General features: G+C 70.7%; 16 protein-coding genes and 1 pseudogene. 4 read left to right on the plus strand and 13 right to left on the minus strand.

Annotated features, from left to right (window positions below):
- The first annotated feature begins 39 nt into the window (after positions 1-39).
- Positions 40-1,158, plus strand: coding sequence for a glycerate kinase (locus tag IE255_RS11780; RefSeq protein ID WP_190050738.1), 1,119 nt, complete (start codon positions 40-42; stop codon positions 1,156-1,158).
- Between the two features lie 106 nt (positions 1,159-1,264).
- On the opposite strand, the gene pssA is transcribed toward IE255_RS11780, so the two are convergent.
- The 9 genes from pssA to IE255_RS11825 all read right to left on the minus strand — a co-directional run bounded on the left by pssA (position 1,265) and on the right by IE255_RS11825 (position 12,150).
- Positions 1,265-2,047: a CDP-diacylglycerol--serine O-phosphatidyltransferase gene (gene pssA / locus IE255_RS11785; protein WP_050810223.1), complete on the minus strand. Its 783-nt coding sequence runs from the start codon at positions 2,045-2,047 to the stop codon at positions 1,265-1,267.
- A 58-nt stretch (positions 2,048-2,105) separates the two neighbouring features.
- Entirely contained in the window at positions 2,106-2,762 is a 657-nt protein-coding gene (locus tag IE255_RS11790; RefSeq protein ID WP_184990621.1) for a phosphatidylserine decarboxylase, read from the minus strand.
- A 170-nt stretch (positions 2,763-2,932) separates the two neighbouring features.
- Entirely contained in the window at positions 2,933-4,138 is a 1,206-nt protein-coding gene (locus IE255_RS11795) for an acyl-CoA dehydrogenase family protein (RefSeq protein WP_190050162.1), read from the minus strand.
- Positions 4,139-4,140: 2 nt separating this feature from the next.
- Entirely contained in the window at positions 4,141-4,653 is a 513-nt protein-coding gene (locus IE255_RS11800) for a MaoC family dehydratase (protein WP_190050163.1), read from the minus strand.
- A 5-nt stretch (positions 4,654-4,658) separates the two neighbouring features.
- Positions 4,659-5,618 carry an HpcH/HpaI aldolase/citrate lyase family protein gene (locus IE255_RS11805; RefSeq protein WP_190050164.1) on the minus strand — a complete coding sequence of 320 codons (960 nt, stop codon included), beginning with the start codon at positions 5,616-5,618 and terminating at the stop codon, positions 4,659-4,661.
- Complete coding sequence (locus IE255_RS11810; RefSeq protein WP_190050165.1) at positions 5,615-7,642, minus strand: ethylmalonyl-CoA mutase; 2,028 nt, start codon at positions 7,640-7,642, stop codon at positions 5,615-5,617. The genes IE255_RS11805 and IE255_RS11810 overlap by 4 nt, the downstream gene beginning before the upstream one ends.
- Before the next feature lie 9 nt (positions 7,643-7,651).
- Positions 7,652-8,995 (minus strand): crotonyl-CoA carboxylase/reductase, encoded by a 1,344-nt coding sequence (gene ccrA, locus IE255_RS11815; RefSeq protein WP_190050166.1) that lies wholly within the window; start codon positions 8,993-8,995, stop codon positions 7,652-7,654.
- A 379-nt stretch (positions 8,996-9,374) separates the two neighbouring features.
- Positions 9,375-10,184 carry a TetR family transcriptional regulator gene (locus IE255_RS11820; RefSeq protein ID WP_229906375.1) on the minus strand — a complete coding sequence of 270 codons (810 nt, stop codon included), beginning with the start codon at positions 10,182-10,184 and terminating at the stop codon, positions 9,375-9,377.
- 160 nt (positions 10,185-10,344) lie between these two features.
- Positions 10,345-12,150 (minus strand): 3-hydroxyacyl-CoA dehydrogenase family protein, encoded by a 1,806-nt coding sequence (locus IE255_RS11825; protein WP_190050168.1) that lies wholly within the window; start codon positions 12,148-12,150, stop codon positions 10,345-10,347.
- A 396-nt stretch (positions 12,151-12,546) separates the two neighbouring features.
- Between IE255_RS11825 and IE255_RS11830 the strand changes: the two genes are divergently transcribed.
- Positions 12,547-13,122 carry an adenylosuccinate lyase gene (locus IE255_RS11830; RefSeq protein ID WP_190050169.1) on the plus strand — a complete coding sequence of 192 codons (576 nt, stop codon included), beginning with the start codon at positions 12,547-12,549 and terminating at the stop codon, positions 13,120-13,122.
- Positions 13,123-13,126: 4 nt separating this feature from the next.
- On the opposite strand, the pseudogene IE255_RS11835 reads toward IE255_RS11830, so the two are convergent.
- From IE255_RS11835 to IE255_RS11850, 4 genes and pseudogenes are all read right to left on the minus strand, one after another.
- Positions 13,127-13,474 (minus strand): annotated as a pseudogene (locus tag IE255_RS11835) (GNAT family N-acetyltransferase); the annotation flags it as partial.
- A gap of 14 nt (positions 13,475-13,488) precedes the next feature.
- A complete protein-coding gene (locus IE255_RS11840; protein WP_190050170.1) occupies positions 13,489-13,887 on the minus strand; it encodes a RidA family protein in 399 nt (132 codons plus the stop codon).
- A 61-nt stretch (positions 13,888-13,948) separates the two neighbouring features.
- Positions 13,949-15,547: an alpha/beta hydrolase gene (locus IE255_RS11845; protein WP_190050171.1), complete on the minus strand. Its 1,599-nt coding sequence runs from the start codon at positions 15,545-15,547 to the stop codon at positions 13,949-13,951.
- A gap of 159 nt (positions 15,548-15,706) precedes the next feature.
- Positions 15,707-16,747 carry an Rv2578c family radical SAM protein gene (locus tag IE255_RS11850; RefSeq protein WP_190050172.1) on the minus strand — a complete coding sequence of 347 codons (1,041 nt, stop codon included), beginning with the start codon at positions 16,745-16,747 and terminating at the stop codon, positions 15,707-15,709.
- Between the two features lie 171 nt (positions 16,748-16,918).
- On the opposite strand from IE255_RS11850, the gene IE255_RS11855 reads away from it, so the two are divergent.
- Both IE255_RS11855 and IE255_RS11860 read left to right on the plus strand, forming a co-directional pair.
- Complete coding sequence (locus IE255_RS11855; RefSeq protein WP_190050173.1) at positions 16,919-17,362, plus strand: SRPBCC family protein; 444 nt, start codon at positions 16,919-16,921, stop codon at positions 17,360-17,362.
- Between the two features lie 158 nt (positions 17,363-17,520).
- Positions 17,521-19,911 (plus strand): MFS transporter, encoded by a 2,391-nt coding sequence (locus IE255_RS11860; RefSeq protein ID WP_190050174.1) that lies wholly within the window; start codon positions 17,521-17,523, stop codon positions 19,909-19,911.
- Positions 19,912-20,033: the final 122 nt, after the last annotated feature.

Here is a 20,033-nt window from a genome sequence, read left to right on the forward strand (position 1 = left end):
GCGGACGATGCAGTGAGCGATGCCCGCAGGACACAGCGGGTGCTCGTCGCCGCGGACAAGTTCAAGGGGTCGCTGACGGCCGTGGAGGTCGCCGAGCGGGTCACGGCCGGGCTGCGCCGTGTCGTGCCGGACCTGGAGGTCGAGGCGCTGCCCGTGGCCGACGGCGGCGACGGCACCGTGGCCGCGGCGGTCGCGGCCGGGTTCGAGCGCCGGGAGGTACGTGTCGCCGGCCCCCTCGGCGACGAGGTGACGGCGGCGTTCGCGCTGCGGGAGGGCACCGCGGTCGTGGAGATGGCCGAGGCGAGCGGCCTCCAGCGGCTGCCGGCCGGCGTCTTCGCCCCGCTCACCGCCTCCACCTACGGCTCCGGCGAGCTGCTGCGGGCCGCCCTGGACGCGGGTGCCCGCACGATCGTCTTCGGGGTCGGCGGCAGCGCCACCACGGACGGCGGTGCCGGGATGCTGTCCGCGCTGGGCGCCCGGTTCCTGGACGCCGACGGGGAGCCCGTGCCCCCGGGCGGCGGCGGTCTCGCCGAGCTGGCCACCGCCGACCTGTCGGGCCTCGACCCGCGCCTCACCGAGATCGAGTTCGTCCTCGCGAGCGACGTGGACAATCCCCTGACCGGCCCGAAGGGCGCGCCCGCGGTCTACGGCCCGCAGAAGGGCGCCTCGCCGGACGACGTGGCGGCCCTGGACGCCGCCCTCGCGCACTTCGCGAAGACCCTGGAAGGACCGTTCGGCCCGAAGGCCGCCGAGTACGCCGCCTCGCCGGGCGCGGGAGCCGCCGGCGGCATCGGCTACGGCGCGCTGCTGCTGGGCGCCCGTTTCCGCCCCGGCATCGAGGTCATGCTCGACGTCCTGGGCTTCGCGCCCGCCCTGGACCGTGCCGACCTGGTCATCACCGGCGAGGGCTCCCTCGACGAGCAGACCCTCCACGGCAAGGCCCCGGCGGGCGTCGCCGCGGCCGCCCGAGCCGCCGACAAGGAGGTCGTCGCGGTCTGCGGCCGCCTCGCCCTGCGCCCCGAGGTCCTGGGCCGGGCCGGCTTCCGGCGGGTGTATCCCCTCACGGACGCGGAGCCGGACGTGGCGAAGTGCATCGCAGAGGCGGGGCCGATCCTGGAGCGGGTGGCGGAACGCGTCGCCAGCGATTTCCTGACCTGAGACAGCGCCTCCTGTCCGACCGTGCCGGGCGGCGGGTGGGCACAGGCTCAAGACAAGCAAAGGGCCCCGAACCGAAACCCGGTCCGGGGCCCAAGCCAGTGCAACGCTACGGCAGCTGCGCCGCCCGCGCCTCACGCCGGTTGTCGCGGAAGTTGTTCACCCGCCGGGCCGTCGCGAACAGCGGGATCACCGCCCCCATGACCAGCTGGAGCGCACAGCCCGTCTGGAGCAGCAGCTGCCCGCTCGGCGCGTCGAACGCCCACGCCGCCAGCAGCCCCATGCTCAGCACGATCCACGACAGCATCGCCACGGCGAGTCGACCCCGCGGCTTGGGGTACTCCACGCGCGACACCATCAGCCACGCCGTCCCCAGGATCGCCAGCAGCGTCGCCACGAAGGGCAGCTCCAGCAGCACGATGGACACCACCGTCAGCGCGCCGAACGGCGACGGCATGCCCTGGAAGGTGCCGTCCTTGACCGTGACGCACGAGAACCGCGCAAGCCGCAGCACCACCGCCAGCAGGACGACGATCGCCCCGACCGCCGCCACCCGCTGGTGCGCGTCGTCCGCGACCATGCCGTACACCAGCACGAAGTACGCCGGCGCCAGGCCGAAGCTGATCAGGTCGGAGAGGTTGTCCAGCTCCGCGCCCATGGGGGAGGAGCGCAGCTTGCGCGCCACCAGCCCGTCGAAGAGGTCGAAGACCGCCGCGCAGAGCATGAGGATGACCGCCGTGGCCGCGCTGTGGCGGGCCATGCCGGTCTCCTGGCTGCCCGTGAGGTGCGGGATCAGGATGCCGGTGGTGGTGAAGTACACCGCCATGAAGCCGCACGTGGCGTTGCCGAGCGTCAGGGTGTCCGCTATCGACAGGCGCAGAGAGAGGGGCATCTCCTCTTCTTCGTCGACCTCGTCGGCGTCCGGGACCCAGCCGGCCTTGGTGTCAGGATCAATCACGGTCAATGCGAGTCACCCCAGCCACGGTCTTCTGTCCCACCTCGACCGCGACCTCCACGCCCTCGGGCAGGTAGAGGTCGACACGCGAGCCGAAGCGGATCAGGCCGATCCGCTCGCCCTGCTCGACCTTGGTGCCCTGGGGCACGTAGGGAACGATGCGGCGGGCGACCGCGCCGGCGATCTGGATCATCTCGATGTCGCCGAGCTCGGTGTCGAAGTGCCAGACGACGCGCTCGTTGTTCTCGCTCTCCTTGTTGAAGGCGGGAACGAAGCCACCGGGCACGTGCTCGACCGACGTCACCGTGCCGGCCAGCGGCGCGCGGTTGACGTGGACGTTCAGCGGGCTCATGAAGATCGCGACGCGGGTGCGGCCGTCCTTCCACGGCATGATGCTCTGCACCACACCGTCGGCGGGCGAGATGACCCGGCCCTGGGCGATCTCGCGCTCGGGGTCGCGGAAGAACCACAGCATCCCCGCCGCGAGCGCGGTGGCGGGAACGGCGACGGCCTTGGCGGCGCCGGAGCGGCGGGCCCGGGCCAGGCTGAGGGCTGCGGTGGCGACGGTCGGAAGGAGCCACGGCGATGCTCCGCGCGCGAGGCGTACGCCGGCCCGGCTGTCGCGAGGTGCAGAGGTTTGGCTGTGGGGCATGGATGACCTTCGTAGCGGATGATGCCGCACTCTGACGGGGGACGGCGGCTTTCCGGCGATCGTAGCGGCTCGGGGCCCTAACTGGGTAAGCCAGGCAGCCGAGTCGGCGGCCGAAGAGTGCTGACGGGGTGTGATCTTCTTCTCCAAGAAAACACCCCGTATCCGGACATCTAGCCCTGGAATCGATACTCTTCGAGCAGCCGCCTGCCGATGATCATTTTCTGGATCTCGGCGGTACCTTCACCGATGAGCAGCATCGGCGCCTCACGGTAGAGGCGTTCGATCTCGTACTCCTTGGAGAAGCCGTAGCCGCCGTGGATCCGGAAGGCATCCTCGACGACCTCCTTGCAGTACTCGGAGGCGAGGTACTTCGCCATCCCAGCCTCAAGGTCGTTTCGCTCCCCGGAGTCCTTTTTGCGAGCTGCGTTCACCATCATCGCATGCGCGGCCTCGACCTTGGTAGCCATCTCGGCCAGCTTGAACTGAATGGCCTGGTGCTGGGCGATCGGCTTCCCGAAGGTGTGACGCTGCTGCGCGTACTGGACACCCAGTTCGAACGCACGCTGAGCGACGCCACAGCCACGTGCCGCCACGTTGACGCGGCCGACCTCCACGCCGTCCATCATCTGGTAGAAACCACGGCCGGTGACCCCGCCGAGCACACGATCGGCGGGAATCCGCAGGCCATCCATGATGAGCTCGGTGGTGTCGACACCCTTGTAGCCCATCTTGTCGATCTTCCCGGGGATGGTGAGGCCGGGGCGGACCTCGCCGAAGCCGGGCTCCTTCTCGACCAGGAAGGTCGTCATCGACTTGTGGGGCGCGGTGCCCTCGGGGTGACCTTCGTCACTTCGCACCAGGACGGCCACCAGGGACGACGTCCCGCCGTTCGTCAGCCACATCTTCTGGCCGTTCAGGACGTACTCGTCGCCGTCCCGTACCGCCTTCGACGTGATCGCCGAGACGTCCGAGCCGAGGCCCGGCTCCGACATCGAGAACGCGCCGCGGATGTCGCCGGCCGCCATCCTCGGCAGGAAGTGGTCCTTCTGCTCCTGCGTGCCGTGCTGCTTGAGCATGTACGCCACGATGAAGTGCGTGTTGATGATGCCGGACACCGACATCCACCCGCGGGCGATCTCCTCCACGCACAGCGCGTAGGTCAGGAGCGACTCGCCCAGGCCCCCGTACTCCTCGGGGATCATCAGGCCGAACAGGCCCAACTCCTTCAGCCCGTCGACGATCGCTTGCGGGTACTCGTCGCGGTGCTCCAGCTCGGTCGCGACCGGGATGATCTCCTTGTCGACAAAGTCCCGGACGGTGGAGAGGATCTCCTGCTGGACGTCCGTCAGACCGGCGGTCTGGGCGAGTCGCGCCATGGCTACTTCTCCTGCTCCCTGAGCTCGGGGCGGCCGGGCTGCTCGCCGCCGCGCTCCTTGATGTACGTCTCGGTCGGCACCATCACCTTGCGGCGGAAGACGCAGACCAGCGTGCCGTCCTGCTTGTAGCCCTTGGTCTCGACGTGGACGATGCCGCGGTCGTTCTTCGACTTCGACGGCCACTTGTCGAGCACGGTCGTCTCGCCGTAGATCGTGTCGCCGTGGAAGGTCGGTGCCACGTGCCTGAGCGACTCGATCTCCAGGTTGGCGATCGCCTTGCCGGAGACGTCCGGGACGGACATGCCGAGCAGCAGCGAGTAGATGTAGTTCCCGACGACGACGTTCCTGCCGAAGTCCGTCGTCTGCTCCGCATAGTTCGAGTCCATGTGGAGCGGGTGGTGGTTCATGGTGAGGAGGCAGAACAGGTGGTCGTCGTACTCCGTGACCGTCTTGCCGGGCCAGTGCTTGTAGACCGCCCCGACCTCGAACTCCTCGTAGGTGCGTCCGAACTGCATCGCCGTCACGCCTCCGGGATCTCGAACGTGCTGGTGCGCCGCATGCCGGCGGCACGGCCCTTGCCCGCGATGACCAGGGCCATCTTGCGGCTGGCCTCGTCGATCATCTCGTCGCCGAGCATCGCGGAGCCCTTCTTGCCGCCCGCCTCGGACGTGTAGTAGTCGTACGCGTCCAGGATCAGCTCGGCGTGGTCGTAGTCCTCCTGGGACGGCGAGAAGATCTCGTTGGACGCCTCGACCTGGCCCGGGTGCAGCACCCACTTGCCGTCGAAGCCGAGGGCGGCGGCGCGCTGGGCGACCTCGCGGTAGCCCTCGACGTTGCGGATCTGGAGGTAGGGGCCGTCGATCGCCTGGAGGTTGTTGGCGCGGGCGGCCATCAGGATCTTCATCAGGATGTAGTGGTAGGCGTCCGCCGGGTAGCCGGGCGGCTGCTCGCCCACGACCAGCGACTTCATGTTGATCGACGCCATGAAGTCGGCCGGGCCGAAGATCATCGTCTCGATACGTGGACTGGCTTGAGCGATCTCGTTGACGTTGTTGAGGCCCTGCGCGTTCTCGATCTGCGCCTCGATGCCGATCCGGCCGACCTCGAAGCCCATCGTCTTCTCGATCTGCGTCAGCAGCAGGTCCAGCGCCACGATCTGCTGGGCGTCCTGCACCTTCGGCAGCATGATGCAGTCGAGGTTCTGGCCGGCGCCCTCGACGACCGTGACGACGTCCCGGTACGTCCACTCGGTCGTCCAGTCGTTGACCCGGACCACCCGCGTCTTGCCCGTCCAGTCGCCCTCGTTGAGGAACTTGACGATGGTGTGCCGCGCCTCCGGCTTGGCGAGCGGCGCGCACGCGTCCTCCAGGTCCAGGAAGACCTGGTCCGCCGGGAGGCCCTGCGCCTTCTCCAGGAAGCGGGGGTTGCTGCCCGGTACGGCCAGGCAGGAACGCCGCGGGCGGAGACGGTTGACGGTCATGCGGGGACCTCCAGGGGGTCGAGCTGGTTCGCTTTCCGGATCTCGTCGACGATGCGGCCGATGATTCCGGTGATGTCGAAGTCCTTCGGGGTGAAGACCGCGGCCACTCCGGCTGCCCTGAGCTGCTCGGCATCACCGTTCGGGATGATGCCACCGGCGATCACCGGTATATCTGTGGCACCGGCCACACGGAGCCGTTCGAGGACGTCCGGCACCAGCTGGGCGTGCGATCCGGACAGGATGGACAGGCCGACCGCGTGCACGTCCTCGGCGAGCGCCGCGTCCACGATCTGTTCGGGCGTCAGCCGGATGCCCTGGTAGACCACCTCGAAGCCGGCGTCACGCGCGCGCACGGCGATCTGCTCGGCGCCGTTGGAGTGGCCGTCCAGGCCCGGCTTGCCGACCAGGAAGCGCAGCTTGCCGACGCCCAGGTCCTTGGCCGTCAGCTCCACCTTGCGGCGCACGTGGGCGAGCGCGCTGCCCTCTTCCGCGGGGACGGCCACCGGCGCCGACGAGACGCCCGTGGGCGCCCGGAACTCGCCGAACACCTCGCGCAGGGCCCCGGCCCACTCGCCGGTCGTCGCCCCGGCGCGGGCGCACTCCAGGGTGGCCTCCATGAGGTTCTCGGTGCCGCGCGCGGCCTCCTTCAGCCGCTCCAGGGCCTTGCAGGGCCGCGGATGGTTGAAGGGCGGCTGGTAGCGGCTGTCGCGCCACTGCTGGAGCGCGGCGACGACCCGGGCCTCGACCTCCGGGTCCACCGTCTGGATCGCGGTGTCCAGGTCGGCGGTGAGCGGGTTCGGCTCGGTGCCCTCGAAGATGTTGACGCCGACGATCTTCTCCTGGCCGGACTCGATCCGGCCCCGGCGCTCGGCGTGCGAGGCGACCAGCTGCGACTTGAGGTAGCCGGACTCGACGGCCGCCATCGCGCCGCCCATCTCCTCGATGCGGTCCATCTCGGCGAGCGCCGCCTCGACCAGTCCCTCCACCTTCGCCTCGATCACCTTCGAGCCCTCGAAGATGTCCTCGTACTCCAGCAGGTCGCTCTCGTACGCCAGCACCTGCTGGATGCGCAGCGACCACTGCTGGTCCCAGGGGCGGGGCAGGCCGAGGGCCTCGTTCCAGGCGGGGAGCTGCACGGCACGCGCGCGTGCGTCCTTGGAGAGGGTCACGGCCAGCATCTCCAGGACGATCCGCTGGACGTTGTTCTCCGGCTGCGCCTCCGTCAGGCCGAGGGAGTTGACCTGGACGCCGTAGCGGAAGCGGCGCTGCTTGGGGTTCTCGATGCCGTACCGCTCGCGCGTGACCTTGTCCCAGATGCGGCCGAACGCCCGCATCTTGCACATCTCCTCGATGAAGCGGACGCCCGCGTTCACGAAGAAGGAGATGCGCGCCACGACATCGCCCATGCGCTCCTGCGGCACCTGGCCGCTGTCGCGGACCGCGTCGAGGACGGCGATGGCGGTGGACATCGCGTACGCGATCTCCTGGACCGGCGTGGCTCCCGCCTCCTGCAGGTGGTAGCTGCAGATGTTGATCGGGTTCCACTTCGGCATGTGGGAGACCGTGTACGCGATCATGTCCGTCGTCAGGCGGAGGCTCGGCCCCGGCGGGAAGACGTGCGTCCCCCGGGACAGGTACTCCTTGACGATGTCGTTCTGGGTCGTGCCCTGGAGCTGGGTGATGTCCGCACCCTGCTCCTCGGCGACGACCTGATAGAGCGCCAGCAGCCACATGGCCGTGGCGTTGATGGTCATCGAGGTGTTCATCTGCTCCAGGGGGATGTCCTGGAACAGCCGGCGCATGTCACCGACGTGCGCGATCGGCACGCCGACCCGTCCCACCTCGCCGCGGGCGAGGATGTGGTCGGAGTCGTAGCCGGTCTGCGTCGGCAGGTCGAACGCCACGGACAGACCCGTCTGGCCCTTGGCGAGGTTGCGCCGGTACAGCTCGTTGGACGCCTCGGCGGTCGAGTGCCCCGCATACGTCCGCATGAGCCACGGCCGGTCCTTCTGACGCTCTGTCATCTGCGGCTCTCAGACGTTCCGGAAGCGGTTGATGGCGTCGACGTGCTGGGCGCGCTTCTCCTGGTCGCGCACGCCCAGGCCCTCCTCGGGGGCCATGCACAGCACGCCGACCTTGCCCTGGTGCAGGTTGCGGTGCACGTCGTAGGCGGCCTGGCCGGTGTCCTCCAGGGAGTACACCTTGGACAGGGTCGGGTGGATCTTGCCCTTCGCGATGAGCCGGTTGGCCTCCCAGGCCTCGCGGTAGTTGGCGAAGTGCGAGCCGATGATCCGCTTCAGGGACATCCACAGGTAGCGGTTGTCGTACTCGTGCATGTAGCCCGAGGTGGAGGCGCAGGTGGTGATCGTGCCGCCCTTGCGGGTGACGAAGACGCTCGCGCCGAAGGTCTCGCGGCCGGGGTGCTCGAAGACGATGTCGATGTCCTCGCCGCCGGTGAGCTCGCGGATGCGCTTGCCGAAGCGCTTCCACTCCTTGGGGTCCTGGGTGTTCTCGTCCTTCCAGAACCTGTAGCCCTCGGCGTTGCGGTCGATGATCGCCTCGGCGCCCATCGCGCGGCAGATCTCCGCCTTCTGCGGCGAGGAGACGACACAGATCGGGTTGGCGCCGCCGGCCAGCGCGAACTGGGTGGCGTAGCTGCCGAGTCCGCCGCTCGCGCCCCAGATGAGCACGTTGTCGCCCTGCTTCATGGCGGCGCCGTTGCGGGAGACCAGCTGCCGGTAGGCGGTCGAGTTGACCAGGCCGGGAGCGGCGGCCTCCTCCCAGCTGAGGTGGTCCGGCTTCGGCATCAGCTGGTTGGACTTGACCAGCGCGATCTCGGCGAGGCCGCCGAAGTTGGTCTCGAAGCCCCAGATGCGCTGCTCGGGGTCGAGCATCGTGTCGTTGTGGCCGTCCGAGGACTCCAGCTCGACGGACAGGCAGTGCGCGACGACCTCGTCACCGGGCCGCCAGGCGTTGACGCCCGGGCCGGTGCGCAGCACGACGCCCGCGAGGTCGGAGCCGATGATGTGGTACGGCAGGTCGTGGCGCTTGGCCAGCTCGCTGGTGCGGCCGTAGCGCTCCAGGAAGCCGAACGTCGACAGCGGCTCGAAGATCGACGTCCACACCGAGTTGTAGTTGACCGAGGAGGCCATGACGGCCACCAGGGCCTCGCCCGGGCCGAGCTCGGGCAGCGGCACCTCGTCCAGGTGGATCGACTTGCGGGGGTCCTTGTCGCGCGTGGCGAGCCCGGCGAACATCTCCGTCTCGTCCTTGTGCACGGTGATCGCGCGGTACGACTCGGGCAGCGGGAGGGCGGCGAAGTCCTCCGACGTGGAGTCGGGCGACTGGATCGCGGCCAGGATGTCCTTCACGGTCACGGTGTTGCCTCCGGCGGTGAGCGCCCTGAGGGAGGGGCGCCGATGGTTACGTCGGTGCTGCTGAGGGTTGAGGGGTGCCGTCGGTTCGGCGGTGGTGCTGTTCGGCAGCGCTGGTGGCGCGGGAGGTTGCCTGTGACGCAGGCGTCCGGGCACGCGGGCACGGGGCTCGCTGGGACGGTTGCCCGGACCTCTTCAACGTATGACACCGCGTGTCACCCCGCAAGGCACTGAGTGCCAGAACTTGCTCTCAGATGAAATCTTTACGTAACAAATGAGCGATGATCGATCGAATCGTGCTATGGAACGCGCTGAAAAGGGGTCCTGACATGCCAAAACGGCCACCCGGTCGGGGTGGCCGTCATCACAAGGGCGGAGTGGCTCAGCGCTCCTTGAGCGCCTGCTCGATCGTCCGCATGACCTCGTCCAGCGGGGCGTCGGTGCGGGCGACCGTCACCAGGACCTCGCCCTGCGCCGAGGCCGTGGCCGCGGCCGGCTGCGGTTCCGTGGCGCGCCCGGCGCCGATCCCGGTGCCGAACGTCTTGCGCACGATCGCGAAGGCGTGGTCGAGCTGCGCCTCCACGTCGCCCTGTCCGCCGGCCCGCAGCCAGCGCCGCAGGACGTGGTTGTGGGCGGTGACCACGGCGGACGCGGCGACCTCCGCCAGCAGCGGGTCGTCGTTGGCGTCGTCGGCGTGCGCGCGCTCGTCGAAGTGGCCGAGGAGATAGCGGGTGAAGAGCCGTTCGTAGCGGGCCACCGACGCGATCTCCGCCTCGCGCAGGGTGGGTACCTCGCGCGTCAGCTTGTAGCGGGCGACCGAGATCTCCGGCCGGGCCGCGTACATCCTCATGACTTCCTTGATGCCGCGGCACACCGTGTCGAGCGGATGCTCGTGGGCGGGCGCGGCGTTGAGGACCGCCTCGGCGCGGATCAGGGTGTCGTCGTGGTCGGGGAAGATCGCCTCTTCCTTGGAGCGGAAGTGGCGGAAGAAGGTGCGGCGGGCGACCCCGGCCTGGGCCGCGATCTCGTCGACGGTGGTCGCCTCGTACCCCTTGGTCGCGAACAGCTCCATCGCGGCGGCCGCCAGTTCCCGGCGCATCTTGAGCCGCTGGGCGGCGGCACGGGAGCCTGCGGCACTCTCCGGCGCGTCGGTCGTAGCTGGTGTACGTGAGGACTTGGCGGGCTGGGACATGCCCCGAACGTACTGCATGTGCGCAGCTCGATGCGCATGACCTGGTTCTCCGCCGCCGCCGGAGGGCGGGGGAGGGGCGGCCCGGCCGGCCGGGTGGTGCCGGTCCGGGCCGAGCAGGCCGCCCCACTCGGAGCCGGACCGGAACCAGTCGCCGGGACGCTCAGCGCTTGGCATATTCGCGGAAGCCGCGGCCGGTCTTCCGGCCGAGGCAGCCCGCGGCCACCAGGTGCTCCAGCAGCGGCGCCGGGGCGAGCCCGGGGTCGCGGAACTCGCGGTGCAGGACCTTCTCGATGGCGAGCGAGACGTCGAGCCCGACGACGTCCAGCAGCTCGAACGGGCCCATCGGGTAACCGCCGCCCAGCTTCATCGCCGCGTCGATGTCGTCGAGGGTCGCGTAGTGCTCCTGCACCATCTTGATCGCGTTGTTGAGGTACGGGAACAGCAGCGCGTTCACGATGAAGCCGGCCCGGTCGCCGCAGTCCACCGCGTGCTTCCTGATCCGCCCGCAGACCTCGCGGACCGTCGCGTGGACGTCGTCGGCCGTCAGCACCGTGCGGACCACCTCGACCAGCTTCATGGCCGGGGCCGGGTTGAAGAAGTGCATGCCGATCACGTCCTGCGGGCGCGAGGTGGCCCGGGCACAGGCGACGACCGGCAGGGACGAGGTGGTGGTGGCCAGGACCGCACCCGGCTTGCAGACCTTGTCCAGCGCGGCGAACAGCTGCCGCTTGACCTCCAGGTCCTCGGCGACCGCCTCCACGGCCAGGTCGACGTCGGCGAAGTCGTCGTACGTGCCCGTGGCCGTGATGCGGTCCAGGGTCTCGGCGGCGGCCTCGGCGGTCATCCGGCCCTTGTCGACCGAGCGGGCCAGGGACTTGCCGATCCGCGCCTTGGCGGTCTGGGCCTTCTCCTCGCTGCGGGCGGCCAGCACGACCTCGAAACCGGCCTTGGCGAAGACCTCGGCGATCCCGGAGGCCATGGTGCCCGAGCCCGCGACGCCGACCGAGCGGACCTCCCGGCCCGGGACCAGGTCGCCGCCCTCCAGCGGGGTCAGCGCGTCCCGCACGACCGTGCCGCTGCCCGGCGCCTCGTACGTGTAGAAGCCGCGTCCCGCCTTGCGGCCGGTCAGGCCCGCCTCGCTGAGCTGCTTGAGGATCGGGGCCGGGGCGTGCAGCCGGTCGCGGGAGGCGGCGTACATGGCCTCCAGGACCGTGCGCGCGGTGTCGACGCCGATCAGGTCCAGCAGCGCCAGCGGGCCCATGGGCAGCCCGCAGCCCAGCCGCATCGCGGCGTCGATGTCCTCGCGGGAGGCGTACTTCGCCTCGTACATCGCGGCGGCCTGGTTGAGGTAGCCGAACAGCAGGCCGTCGGCGACGAAGCCGGGCCGGTCGCCGACCGCGACGGGCTCCTTGCCCAGGTCGAGCGCGAGGTTGGTGACCGCCGTGACGGCTGCCGGCGCGGTCAGCACCGAGGAGACGACCTCGACCAGGCGCATCGCCGGGGCCGGGTTGAAGAAGTGCAGGCCCAGCACCCGCTCGGGACGGGCCGAGTCGGCGGCCAGCCGCGTCACGGACAGGGCGTTGGTGCCGGTCGCCAGGATCGTCTCGGGGCGCACGATCCCGTCGAGTTCCCGGAAGATCTGCTGCTTGACCTCGTACGACTCCGGCGCCACCTCGATGACCAGGTCGGCGTCGGCCGCGGCCCGCAGGTCGGCGGAGGTGCGGACGCGGGCGAGGATCTCCGCGCGGTCCTGTTCGGTCAGCCGCCCGCGCTCCACACCACGGGCGGTGGAGGCCTCCAGGGCGGCGACGCACTTCGCGGCCTGGGCCTCGCTGATGTCGATGCCGACGACCTCGCGGCCGGCCTTGGCGAGGACCTCGGCGATGCCGGTGCCCATCGTGCCGAGGCCGACGACGGCGACGGTCCGCAGCGGGGACAGGGACGAGTCGGAAAGGGGAGTGGCCATCGCGGGACTCCAGGATGAGGGTGACGACGGGGAACGCGTCCCGGGTGCGCCGGCTACGGCCCGGCAAGGAGCCGGGTCCCGGGCGCACCGGGGGCGTGAGAAGTGCGGGTGTCTGCCGGGCTGCTGAGCGCACACGCCCGGTGCCGCCGCCACGGGCGTGCACACGCCCGGGGATGAACGGCTGTTCCGACCGGCCCTGTCCCGGGGCCGAGCCGTACTGCGGTACCTGAGGCACCGAACCGACTGCTCTCACGACGGCCGCGTCACCAGACCGCCGCGAGGAAAGCGAGTGGGTAACTCGCTCGTCTGAGCTTAACTGGCGGGTAACGAGCACGCCAGTCCCCATGTTTGTGATGTACGTCCCGCACCGCGGACCAGGGTCCTAACCTCGGTGTCATGGACGAAGAGTTGCGATCACTCACGGAGCGCTTACGGCAGGAGTCGGGGGCGTCGCCCGCGTTCGAGCGGCTCGTGGCGACCGACGACCTCGACGCCCTGGTGGCGGTGCTGACCGAACCCGGGCAGCCCCTCTGGGCGCGGGAGCTGGCCGCGTTCCGGCTGGGGCTCGCTCGGGACCGGAGGGCCTTCGAGGCCCTGGTGCTGCTGCTCAACCACCGCGACCCGCCGCGCTGCGCCTCCGCCGCCTACGCCTTGGCCCGCCTCGGCGACCCGCGCACGGCGCGCGCGGCCGCCGCCCTCGCCACCAACGAGTTGCGTGTCGCCTACGCCCTGCAGCCCGTGCGCCTCCTGGTCGAGCTGCGCGCCCCGGAGGCGGTGCCCGCGCTGATCACCACCCTCCAGCGCCGGCTGCGTCCGCACGATCCGTACCGCCGCGTGGCCCTCGCCTGCGTGGACGGGCTCGGGGCGCTGGGCGACGGCCGGGCCAGACCCGTACTGAACGAGGCCCTCGCGCATCCGGCGCTGGCCGAGGCGGCGGTGCGGGCGCTGGGGCGGATCCCGAAGCAGCGGTGAGCCCTCAGCCGGGGAGCCCCTTGGTGTACCGCACCTCCGGGACCGTGACACCGTCCACCTCGAAGGGCTCCTCGGCGCAGTCCGGGCGGAAGCCGGTCCGTTCGTAGAAGCGGCGGGCCCGGTCGTTCTCCTTGAGCACCCACAGGAGCACACGGCCGTGGCCCGCGGCGGAGCAGCGCGCGACCGACTCCGCGAGCAGCGCCCGCCCCGCGCCGCGCCCGACCTGCTCCGGATGGACGTAGAGGGCGTACAACTCGGCGTCCACCGTGACGACTTCGCCGTCCCGGTAGGGACCGTGGCACGCTCAGCCGACGATCTCGCCGGCGGTGTCCTCGGCAACTAGGTTCTGCACACTGCTGAGACCGCTCATTCCGCCACCACCGCGAACGCCTCGACCTCCATCAGGAACTCCGGGCGCACCAGCCCGGCGACCCGCACGGCCGACGCGGCGGGCAGCCGGTCGTCGGGTATGTGCTCGGCGCGGGCGGCCCGGATCGCGGGCATGTGAGCCATGTCCGTGACGAAGTAGGTGAGTTTGACGACGTCGTCGAAGCCGGCGCCCGCGGCGGCCAGGCAGCGCCGGAGGTTCTCGAAGACCTGGCGGGCCTGCGCCGCCGGGTCGCCCTTGCCGACCAGCCCGCCCCGCTCGTCGAGCGCGAGCTGACCGGCGATCGCGACAAAACGCCCGGTGCCCATGACCACGTGGCTGTACTGGGCCGCGGCGGCCACTCCGGCGGGGGCGGGGATCCTCGTCAGCTCGCTCATGGGTCCATGGTGGACCATGGGACTGACAACGCACGCCCCCGACGGACGGGCCGTCAACTGCTCAGCCGCGGAAGCCGAGCAGGCCGTGCAGCGTCGAGCCCTTCGCGGAGGCCGACCCCGCCTTCTCCGAGGCGGTCCCCTCGGCCGACGCCGTGGGCTTCGGGTCCGGCAGCGCCTCGCACACCGCGTCCGCCGCGCCGTACCCGCGCGGCACGGTGCCGTCGGTCAGATACGCCGCCAGGTGCTCGTCCAGGCAGGCGTTCCCGCTCAGCGTGATGCCGTGGTTGCCGCCGCCCTCCTCGACCACCAGGCTGGAGCGGGCCAGCAGATGGTGGACGGTGACAGCGCCCTGGTACGGAGTGGCCGCGTCGCCGGTCGCCTGGAACAGCAGCACGGGCGGCAGTGCGCCGTTGGCGACGTTCACCGGGCGCAGCGAGTCCACCGGCCAGAACGCGCACGGCGCGTTGTACCAGGCGTTGTTCCAGGTCATGAACGGCGCCTTCTCGTACACCGCCCAGTTGTCCTTGCGCCACTGGCGCCAGTCGCGCGGCCAGCCGGCGTCCCGGCACTGCACCGAGGTGTAGATGCTGTAGCCGTTGTCGCCGGAGGCGTCGACCGCGCCGTGGTCCTCGTACGCCTGGACGAGCGGCTCGGTGTCCTGCTCGTTCACGTACGCCGCGAACGCCTCCGCCAGGTCCGGCCAGTAGCCGTTGTAGTAGCCGCCCGGGATGAACGTGTCCTCCAGCTCCGAGGCGCCCACCGTGCCGCCCGCCGGCCTCTTTGCGAGGGCGGACCGCATCGCGTACCACTTGGCCTCGACCTTCTCCGGATCGGTGCCGAGCCGGTACGTCGCGTCGTGCTTGGCGACCCAGGCCAGGAAGGCGCGGTGGCGGTCGTCGAAGGCCACGTCCTGGTTGAGGTTGGCCTCGTACCAGACGTCCGTGGGGTCGACCACCGAGTCCAGGACCAGGCGCCGGACCCGCTCCGGGAAGAACTTGGCGTAGACCGCGCCCAGGTAGGTGCCGTAGGAGTAGCCGAAGTAGTTGATCTTCTTGGCGCCCAGGGCCTGCCGGATCGCGTCCATGTCGCGTACGGCGCTGGTGGTGTTGATGTACGGCAGCACAGGCCCGTACTTCTTGCCGCAGGAGGCGGCGAAGGACTTGGCGCGGTCGAGGTTGGCCTTCTCGATCGCGGGTGTGGCCGGCAGCGAGTCGGGACGCACCGCGTCGAAGTGGCCCGGCTTGCAGTCCAGGGCGGGTTCGCTCGCCCCCACGCCGCGCGGGTCGAAGCCGATGACGTCGTACTGGGCGGCGACCTTCTCCGGCAGCGAGGACGCGACGAACCCGGCGAGCCTCAGGCCGCTGCCGCCGGGGCCGCCCGGGTTGACCAGCAGCGGGCCCTGGTAGGTCTTGGCGGTGTGCGGGACGCGGGACAGGGCGAGGGTGATCTGCTTCCCGTGCGGCCTGCGGTGGTCGAGCGGGACCTTCAGGGACGCGCACTGGAGCGTCGGGTAGGTGTCGGTGGCGCAGTTCTTCCAGCTGAGTCTCGCGGTGCGCTCGGAGGTCGCGGTGCCCGGTGCGCTCGCCTCGGCGGGAACGGCCGTGAAGGTCCCGGCCAGGACGACGGCGGCGCCGCACAGCGCGGCTGCGCGTTTTCTCATGGAGTCCTCCCAGGACGGCGGGACGTCGGGCCGCGAGGGTCACCGTCCTCGCCGCATCGTCCCGGAAAGCAGTCCCGGAAGAACTCATTCCGTCAAATTCATGACCCAATTGGATCTTCGGATGCGCTCGTATGCTCTTACGGACGCGCTCGTGTGCTCTTAAATGAGCGTGAGTTGGGTCGGCCCGGACACCGGGGGCTCCGCCGCCGGCTCGGGAGGCCGGATCCGCCGCGGCATCCCCGCGCGCGTGGGCCCGATGCCGTACTCCTCGGCCAGTTCGTGCACCTGACGGGTGATCCGGCGCTGGTACCACTTCGGGGCGTAGGAGCCCTCCGCGTACAGCCGCTCGTAGCGGGGCACCAGGTACGGGTGGTGCTGCCCCAGCCAGGTCATGAACCACTCGCGGGCGCCGGGCCGCAGATGCAGCACCAGGGGCGTGACGGAGGTGGCGCCGGAGGCCGCGATCGCCCGTACGGTCGCCCGCAGTTGGTCCGGCCGGTCGCTCAGGAAGGGGATCACCGGCGCCATCAGCACACCGCAGCCGATGCCGTGCTCGCCGAAGGCCCGGACGACCTCCAGGCGCCGCTCCGGCGCGGGCGTGCCCGGCTCGACGGTGCGCCACAGCTCCTGGTCGGTGAAGCCGACCGAGACGGAGATGCCGACGTCGGTCACCTCCGCGGCCTGCCTGATCAGGTCCAGGTCGCGCAGGATCAACGTGCCCTTGGTCAGGATCGAGAAGGGGTTCGCGTGGTCGCGCAGGGCCGAGATGATGCCCGGCATCAGCCGGTAACGGCCCTCGGCGCGCTGGTAGCAGTCGACGTTCGTGCCCATCGCGATGTGCTCGCCCTGCCAGCGGCGCGAGCCGAGCTGCCGGCGCAGCAGCTCGGGTGCGTTGATCTTGACCACGATCTGGCTGTCGAAGCCGAGGCCCGTGTCGAGGTCGAGGTAGCTGTGCGTCTTGCGCGCGAAGCAGTACACGCACGCGTGCGTGCAGCCTCGATAGGGGTTGACCGTCCACTGGAACGACGTCCGGGAGACCGCCGGCACCCGGTTGATGATCGAGCGGGCCCGGATCTCGTGGAACGTGATCCCCGCGAACTCCGGCGTGTCGAAGGTGCGGGTCGTGACCGCGTCCGCGCCGAACAGCGCGGCATCGGCCCGGCTGTGTTCGGAGTCCACTGTGAGGTTCTCCCAGCGCATGACGCCTCCTCGGTAGCACTGAACACAGAATAGAACACATGTTCCCTTGATCGTGCGAGGGTGTTTTTCGAACGGGTGCGACCGGGTTGGGCGACCCCGATTTGGGGGGCCGGGCGGCGGGGTGGTTGGCTTGCCCCGACCCCCGAGCAACCATGTCCCTGGAGGAAAGCGATGGCGCAGGTCGAGGCCACTACGGAGCGGATCGTCGCGGCGGACGCGGAGACGGTGTTCGACGCCCTCGCCGACTACAGCGGCACGCGCGCGAAGTTGCTGCCCGAGCAGTTCAGCGAGTACGAGGTCCGCGAGGGCGGCGACGGCGAGGGCACCCTCGTCCACTGGAAGCTCCAGGCCACCAGCAAGCGCGTGCGCGACTGCCTCCTGGAGGTCAGCGAGCCCACCGACGGAGAGCTGGTCGAGAAGGACCGCAACTCCTCCATGGTGACCACCTGGCGGGTCACCCCGGCCGGCGAGGGCAAGTCCCGTGTCGTCGTGACCACGACCTGGACCGGCGCCGGCGGCATCGGCGGCTTCTTCGAGAAGACGTTCGCGCCCAAGGGCCTCGGCCGGATCTACGACGCGCTGCTCGCCAGGCTCGCCACCGAGGTCGAGAAGTAGCTCCGCCCCCAAGGCGCAAACCTCAAAGGGGTGTTGGGCCCCTCACCGTTTCGGGTGATCTTCTGGTGGCTCTGCCGTATGCCGTAACTCGTCGCGCTTGCTCATAGTTGTCGCTTTTACGCGGGAATTGTGCGGCGGCGCGACGAGGGGAGCGGTAGGTGGGCGGGATCACTCTGGCGCAGGACGAACCGGCGGTGGCACCGCCCGGCACCCCCGCAGCACCACCGCCCCCGGCCGCCGAACTGAGCCCGCGCCGGGTGCGGTTGGTCTTCCTCGCGCTCATGCTCGCGCTGCTCCTGGCCGCCCTGGAGCAGATGATCGTCGCCACCGCGCTCCCGAAGATCGTCGGTGAACTGCACGGCCTGGACCGGATGTCCTGGGCGATCACGGCGTACCTGCTCACCGCCACCGTCGGGCTGCCGATCTACGGCAAGCTCGGCGATCTCCTCGGCCGCAAGGGCGTCTTCCAGTTCGCCATCGTCGTCTTCGTCGCCGGCTCCGCGCTCGCCGGCCGGGCGCAGACCATGGACCAGCTGATCGCCTTCCGCGCCCTCCAGGGCGTCGGCGCGGGCGGCCTCATGATCGGCGTCCAGGCGATCATCGCGGACATCGTGCCCGCCCGGCGGCGCGGCCGCTACATGGGCCTGATCGGCGCCGCCTTCGGACTCGCCTCCGTGGCCGGACCCCTGGTCGGCGGCTACTTCACCGACCACCTGTCCTGGCGCTGGTGCTTCTACGTCAACGTGCCCTTCGGGCTGGTCACGCTCGCCGTCGTCGCCGTCGCGCTGAAGCTCCCGAAACCGGCCGCCAAGGCCCGGCTGGACCTCCTCGGCGCGCTGCTGCTGACCGCCGCCTCCACCTGCCTGGTGCTGCTGACCAGCTGGGGCGGCACCGAGTACGCCTGGGACTCGCGCGTGATCCTCGGCCTCGGCGCCGGAGCGGCCGCCGCGACCGTCCTCTTCCTCGTCGCCGAGCGCTTCGCCGCCGAACCCCTCATCCCGCTGCGGCTGTTCCGGGACTCCGTCTTCAACGTCACCGGCCTCGTCGGCGTGGTGACCGGCGTCGGGCTGTTCAGTGCCGCCAGCTACCTGCCGACCTACCTCCAGATGGTCGACGGGGCCTCCGCCACCGAGTCGGGCCTGCTCATGCTGCCGATGATGGCCGGGATCGTCGGCGCCTCGGTCATCGCCGCGCAGCTCATCAGCCACACCGGCCGCTACAAGGCCTACCCGATCCTCGGCGGCGCCCTGTCCGTCGCCGGCATGTGGCTGCTGTCGCGCCTGGAGGCCGGCACGCCCCGGCTGCACTACAGCATCTGGATGGCCGTCCTCGGCGCCGGTATCGGCATGGTGATGCCGGTGCTGATCCTCGCCGTGCAGAACTCCGTACGCCCCGCCGACCTCTCCACCGCCACCAGCGCCAACAACTACTTCCGGCAGATCGGCGGCAGCGTCGGAGCCGCCGTCTTCGGCACCCTCTTCGCCGACCGGCTCGCCGACGCCCTGGCCGACCGCCTCCCCCCGCGCGCGGGGACCCGGCTGCCCGACCCCGAGTCGATCACCCCGCAGCTCGTGCACTCCCTGCCCCCGGCGTTGCGCGACGGCTACATCCGGGCGTACGCCGACGCCATGCCGCGGATCTTCCTCTACCTGGTGCCGGTGCTCGTCCTCGGACTGGTCATCGCCTTCTTCCTCAAGGAGAAACCCCTGGTGTCCCACAACGCCCCCGTAACCGACCCGGACACGGCGCCGGGGACCGCCCCCATCCCGCAGGCACGCGCCGCGTACGCCGGCGGCGTCCCCGTCTGCGGTTCGGTCCAGCACCACGACGGCACCGTCGTGCCCCGCGCCGCGCTCACGCTCATCGACGTCACCGGGCAGCAGACCGGGCGCGGCGCGAGCGGCGAGGACGGGCGCTACGCGCTGGCCACCCCGGGCCCGGGGTCGTACGTGCTGATCGCCGCGGCCGGCGGACACCAGCCGCAGGCGGTCTCCGTGACCGTCGGCGAGCGCCCCGTCGAACTCGACATCGTCCTCGGTGGCGCGGGCAACCTCGTCGGCAGCGTGGTCACCGCCGACGGCACGCCCGTACGGGACGCCACCGTCACCCTCACCAACGTGCACGGCGAGGTCGTGGCCACCACCCGCAGCGGCCGCGAGGGCGGCTACGTCATCACCGAGCTGGTGGCCGGTGAGTACACCCTCGCCGCCAGCGCGCCCGCCTTCCGCCCGGCCGCGCTCCCCGTCACGGTCCAGGCCGCCCGCGAGACCCGCCGGGACATCGAGCTGGCCGGCGGCGCCGTGCTGCGCGGCACCGTCCGCGCGGGCGGGGGACGGCCGGTGGAGGACGCGCGCGTGACGCTGCTGGACGTGGCGGGCAACGTCGTCGACACCCTCACCACCGGCCCCGACGGCACCTTCCGCTTCGTCGACCTGTCCTCCGGCGAGTACACCGTCATCGCCGCCGGTTACCCGCCCGTCGCCACCGTCCTCCAGGTGGCCGGAGGCGGACGCACCGAGCGCGACCTCCAGCTGGGGCACGAGGACTGAACCGCACCGGCGCGCGGGGTCGTACGCCGGTGCGCACCCCGCGCGGGCAATTCCCGCGTTGCCCCACCTCACCACCGGCGGGAGCCGTACCGTGGTGCCGCCGGCACAGATCTTGCGGATCC

Origin of the sequence: Streptomyces lomondensis, assembly GCF_014651035.1 — a bacterium.
GTDB classification, from domain to species: Bacteria; Actinomycetota; Actinomycetes; order Streptomycetales; family Streptomycetaceae; genus Streptomyces; species Streptomyces lomondensis.

Bases quoted from the DNA above. Each gene is read 5' to 3' on its own strand.
- pssA (WP_050810223.1), bottom strand. From the start codon at position 2,047: ATGCCCCTCTCTCTGCGCCTGTCGATAGCGGACACCCTGACGCTCGGC.
- IE255_RS11790 (WP_184990621.1), bottom strand. From the start codon at position 2,762: ATGCCCCACAGCCAAACCTCTGCACCTCGCGACAGCCGGGCCGGCGTA.
- IE255_RS11795 (WP_190050162.1), bottom strand. From the start codon at position 4,138: ATGGCGCGACTCGCCCAGACCGCCGGTCTGACGGACGTCCAGCAGGAG.
- IE255_RS11800 (WP_190050163.1), bottom strand. From the start codon at position 4,653: ATGCAGTTCGGACGCACCTACGAGGAGTTCGAGGTCGGGGCGGTCTAC.
- IE255_RS11805 (WP_190050164.1), bottom strand. From the start codon at position 5,618: ATGACCGTCAACCGTCTCCGCCCGCGGCGTTCCTGCCTGGCCGTACCG.
- IE255_RS11810 (WP_190050165.1), bottom strand. From the start codon at position 7,642: ATGACAGAGCGTCAGAAGGACCGGCCGTGGCTCATGCGGACGTATGCG.
- IE255_RS11820 (WP_229906375.1), bottom strand. From the start codon at position 10,184: ATGTCCCAGCCCGCCAAGTCCTCACGTACACCAGCTACGACCGACGCG.
- IE255_RS11825 (WP_190050168.1), bottom strand. From the start codon at position 12,150: ATGGCCACTCCCCTTTCCGACTCGTCCCTGTCCCCGCTGCGGACCGTC.
- IE255_RS11830 (WP_190050169.1), top strand. From the start codon at position 12,547: ATGGACGAAGAGTTGCGATCACTCACGGAGCGCTTACGGCAGGAGTCG.
- IE255_RS11840 (WP_190050170.1), bottom strand. From the start codon at position 13,887: ATGAGCGAGCTGACGAGGATCCCCGCCCCCGCCGGAGTGGCCGCCGCG.
- IE255_RS11845 (WP_190050171.1), bottom strand. From the start codon at position 15,547: ATGAGAAAACGCGCAGCCGCGCTGTGCGGCGCCGCCGTCGTCCTGGCC.
- IE255_RS11850 (WP_190050172.1), bottom strand. From the start codon at position 16,747: ATGCGCTGGGAGAACCTCACAGTGGACTCCGAACACAGCCGGGCCGAT.
- IE255_RS11855 (WP_190050173.1), top strand. From the start codon at position 16,919: ATGGCGCAGGTCGAGGCCACTACGGAGCGGATCGTCGCGGCGGACGCG.